Origin of the sequence: Tepidimonas sp. (assembly GCF_036824975.1) — a bacterium.
Classification (GTDB): Bacteria; Pseudomonadota; Gammaproteobacteria; order Burkholderiales; family Burkholderiaceae_C; genus Tepidimonas.
The window spans coordinates 78,258-82,119 of sequence record NZ_DAISZC010000001.1 but is presented as its reverse complement, the minus strand read 5'-3'; the positions used below and the strand labels follow the sequence as shown (position 1 = coordinate 82,119).

Sequence of the window (3,862 nt, the reverse complement as noted above, 5' to 3'; positions counted from 1 at the left end):
GGGTGGGTGCGGGGGCATAGGGGGCGGGGGCAGTCGCCGCAGCGCGCGGCGCAGGTCGGCCAGGGTCGGCGAGGCACCTCGATCCACGTGAGGATCGTAGCGCAGCCGCTCCAGCGCCAGCAGCCAGTCCCCCCAGGTCTGGCTGACGGGTGGTGTCAGGTCGGCCCGTGTGACGGTCCGCCACGGGCCGGTGATGGCGTCGTGCAGAGCTCGGGCGGTCAAGGGCTGGGGCAGCGGCCAGCCCCGGCGCTGCCAGCGACGCGCGGCGCGCCACAGCAGGCGCTGCCAGGCGTCGGCGCCGCGTGCGCGTCGGCACCACAGCAGCGCCAGCCCCGCCGCGGCGGTGGCGGCCAGAGCCACGCCCAGAGCCTGGGCCACGTCACGCCAGTCGTGTGCCGACCAACCCAGGTGCCGCAGCCATTGCAACTGGCGTGCGGTGCCGTAGTTCAACACCCAGTCGTTCCAGCGCTGGTTGGCGGCGTCCCACAGCAGGCGCAACGTGGTGTGTAGGCGCGGATCCAGCGCCACCACGGCGGCCTGCAGCGGGCCGGGCGGCGGCGTCAGCCGTTCGATGCCGTCTGTGCGCTGGGGGGCCACGGCTGCGGTCGGGTCGACGCGCACCCAGCCCGCTTCAGGCAGCCAGACTTCGGCCCAGGCGTGCGCGTCGCTGTGGCGTATCGTCCACAGGCCGTCGATCGGGTTGCGCTCCCCACCCTGGTAGCCGGTGACGACGCGTGCCGGCACGTCCATCGCGCGCAGTGCGATGACAAATGACGACGCGATGTGCTCACAAAAGCCGGCACGCCGGTCGAACCAGAACTCATCGGCGGTGTCACGTCCGTACTGGCCGGGTTCCAGCGTGTAGCGGTAGCCGCCCTCGCGCAACTGGCGCAGCAGGGCCTCCACCAGCACGCCGGGTTCGGGGTTACCCAGCTCGCGGCGCAGGCGTTGTGCCCAGGCCAGCGTGCGCGGATTGAACCCGGGTGGCAGCTCCCGATCGATCTGCAGGGCCATGCGAGGAGCCTGACGGCCCCAGAGCCGCAGAGGCTCGGCTTCGGCGCGGTAGCGCAGCACGTCGCTGACCGGCTGGCCCAGCCACCACTGGCCGTCGGGCGAACCGTGCAGGCGCGCCTCGGGTGCGCCGCCGGTGAGGGTGGGCGGCTGGCGGGTGCCGTCCAGCGTCACCAGCCAGGGGCGCAGGCTGGGCGCGAGCGTGATTTCGTAGCGCAGCGGCTCGCCGTGGCTGTCCCAGTCGGTGCTGCTGTCCCAGCGCTGCCAGCCCACCGCGTCGGGGGCGGCGTCGGGCCCGTGCAGCGGGCGCCAGTGGCTTCCGTCGAAGACGCGCAGCACCGGTCCGCGAAAATACAGCATCGAACGCGCCGGTGCGCTTTCGGGAAAGGCCACCCGTAGCGCCACGCGGTCATCCAGCGCCAGGCGGGCCACGTCACCCACTCGCATCTGCCCCGACAGGCCGCTGCGGCCAATCGTGCTGTCGGTGGGGATGCCCCACAGCGGGGGCAGGCGCGGGAACAGCACGAACAGCAGCACCATCAGTGGTGTGCCCAATGCCAGCAGCGCGCCGGCCGTGCGTGCGGCCTGCCACAGCGACGGGTAGCCCAGCGGGCGCTGGGCCAGCACCAGCGCCGTCAGCAGGCCCCACAGCGCCGGCAGCAGGCCCAGCGCGGTCAGCAGCGACTGCGAATGCAGCAGGGGGGTCAGCAGCACGAAAAAGCCAAGGAAGAAGATGACGTAGGCGTCGCGCTGCGCGCGCAGCTCCAGGGTTTTCAGCGCCAGCAGCACCACCACCAGCGTCACCCCGGCTTCGGGACCGAGCAGCGTATGATGGGTGGCGATGGTGGCGGCCACCGCCAGCGCGGTGACGGCCAGACGCACCGGCCAGCCGGGCAGGGGACGGTGGCGCCAGGCCAGCCAACCGCGCCAGGCAAGCACCGCGGCCACCAGTGCCAGCGTCCAGGCCGGCACTTCGCCCCACTGCAGCGCCGCAATCCAGCCGATGATGGCGAGCACAAACAGCGTGTCGCGCGTCTCGCGCGGGATGCCGGCATGGCCGCCGTCTGCGGCCGATGCCCCGGTCGACGGAAGTGCCGCAGGCCCGGGCGGAAGGGTGTCGGTGGCGACGGCCTGACGGCGCAACGAGGTCGGCCATCGGGGGCGCGTTATGCGCATGCCAGGGCCTCCAGGCAACGCCGTCGGTGGGTGGGGCCATGCCCCGGGGCGATCGTGCTCGTGCCCACGCGCAGACCATAGTGCAGGCCGGCGGTATCGGCCTGCAGAACCCATGCGCACAGGCGCGCGCGCCGCGCCTCCGGGTCGAGTCGTCCGCAGACCGCCTCATCCAGCCACAGGGGACCCGTACCCGCGTAGCGGCGCGCGCTGCGCACCGTCCACTGGGCCGGGTCGTCCGGATGCTGGGCCGCTCTGCGCCAGAGGATGCGGCGCGGTGCATCGCCGCTGCGGTAGGGGCGGGCCTCGTCGCCGCCAGCGTCGTGGCTGGCGCTGTGGTGGGCGGAGCTATCGCCGACGGCGGTCGGGCGTGGCAGCGCTGGGGTGGGCGTTTCGGGCGCGGGGGCCACCAGGAGCGTGGCGGCGGGTCGCCACACGCTCCACACGCGCGCGATGCCCAGTGGGTAGCGGGTTTCGATGACCAGCGCCGGCGGCATCACGCGCCCGCGTCGCGGCGGTGTCCAGGGCAGCGGCACCGTCGTCACGCCAGTATCGCCCGTATCCGTCCACACCGCAGTTGCCGGGCCCTTGCCCAGCCACCGCAGGGCCAGCGACCGGCGGCAGCCGCGCCGGGGGTCTGCCAGCACGATGTCGATGGCGAGGCGCTGGCCCGCAAAGGCGATGTCCGGCGGGCGCAGCGACAGCGTCAGGCCGACCAGGTTGGCGTGGGCCATCCAGACACTCACGACGCCGGCACCGGCCAGCGCGAAGGTCAGGGCATACCCCAGGTTGAGCTGGTAGTTGATGCTGCCTAGCAGCAGCAGCCCCAGCACCAGCGCCAGCATCCAACCCGCTCGGGTGGGCAGCACGTACAGGTTGTGCGGTGTCAGCGTGTGCTGCGGTGTGGGGGAGCGGCGCCACAGCCATGCGCGCCACCAGCCCCCGGGCGACCACTTGCGGCGGGCTTGACTGTCGTTCATGGGATGCGCGCCGGATCAAGTTGCGCCAGCAGCATCTGCAGGGCGGCTGCGGCGCTGGAGCCGGTGCTGGGCAGCGGCTGCAAGCGGTGCGCGGCCACCGGGATCAGCACCGCGTGCAGGTCGTCGGGTGCGACGTAGGTGCGTCCGGCCACCAGCGCATGGGCCTTGGCGGCACGCAACAGGGCGAGTCCGGCGCGGGGGCTGAGGCCGTGCACGAACAGGCCCGCGTCGCGCGTGGCCTGCAGCAGGCGCTGCAGCTCGTCGAGCAGCGCGTCGCTGACGGCAACCGCAGAGGCGGCCGCCTGCAAACCCAGCAGGCCCGCTGCGTCGGTGACAGCGGGCAGGCGCTGCAACAGCGCGCGCCGCTCCTCGCCACGCAGTAGGGCGCGCTCGGCCTGGGGGTCCGGGTAGCCCAGCGACAGGCGCATCAGGAAGCGGTCGAGCTGGGATTCGGGCAGGCCCTGGGTGCCGAGCTGCTCGAACGGATTCTGGGTGGCGATGACGATGAAGGGTTGTGGCAGCGGATGGGTGACGCCATCGACGCTGACCTGCCGTTCTTCCATCGCCTCCAGCAGCGCGCTTTGGGTGCGCGGGCTGGCGCGGTTGATCTCGTCGGCCAGCAGCAGCTGGGTAAACAGCGGCCCGGGGTGGAACACGAAGGTCTGCTGCGCGCGGTCGTAGATCGACGCCCCGACCAG

General features: G+C 72.8%; 3 protein-coding genes. All 3 read right to left on the bottom strand.

Annotated features, from left to right (window positions below; translation table 11 throughout):
* Positions 1–2,187 (bottom strand): transglutaminase family protein (locus V7Z54_RS00345; RefSeq protein WP_334133514.1); only part of this gene is annotated, 2,187 nt, incomplete at its 3' end.
* The gene (locus V7Z54_RS00340) at positions 2,178–3,164 is read right to left on the bottom strand and encodes a DUF58 domain-containing protein (protein ID WP_334133513.1); all 987 of its coding nucleotides are present in this window, start codon (positions 3,162–3,164) and stop codon (positions 2,178–2,180) included. The genes V7Z54_RS00345 and V7Z54_RS00340, both read right to left, overlap by 10 nt.
* The coding region (locus V7Z54_RS00335) for an AAA family ATPase (protein WP_334133512.1) at positions 3,161–3,862 on the bottom strand (702 nt) is incomplete at its 5' end. The genes V7Z54_RS00335 and V7Z54_RS00340, both read right to left, overlap by 4 nt.

Bases quoted from the DNA above. Each gene is read 5' to 3' on its own strand.
- V7Z54_RS00340 (WP_334133513.1), bottom strand. From the start codon at position 3,164: ATGAACGACAGTCAAGCCCGCCGCAAGTGGTCGCCCGGGGGCTGGTGG.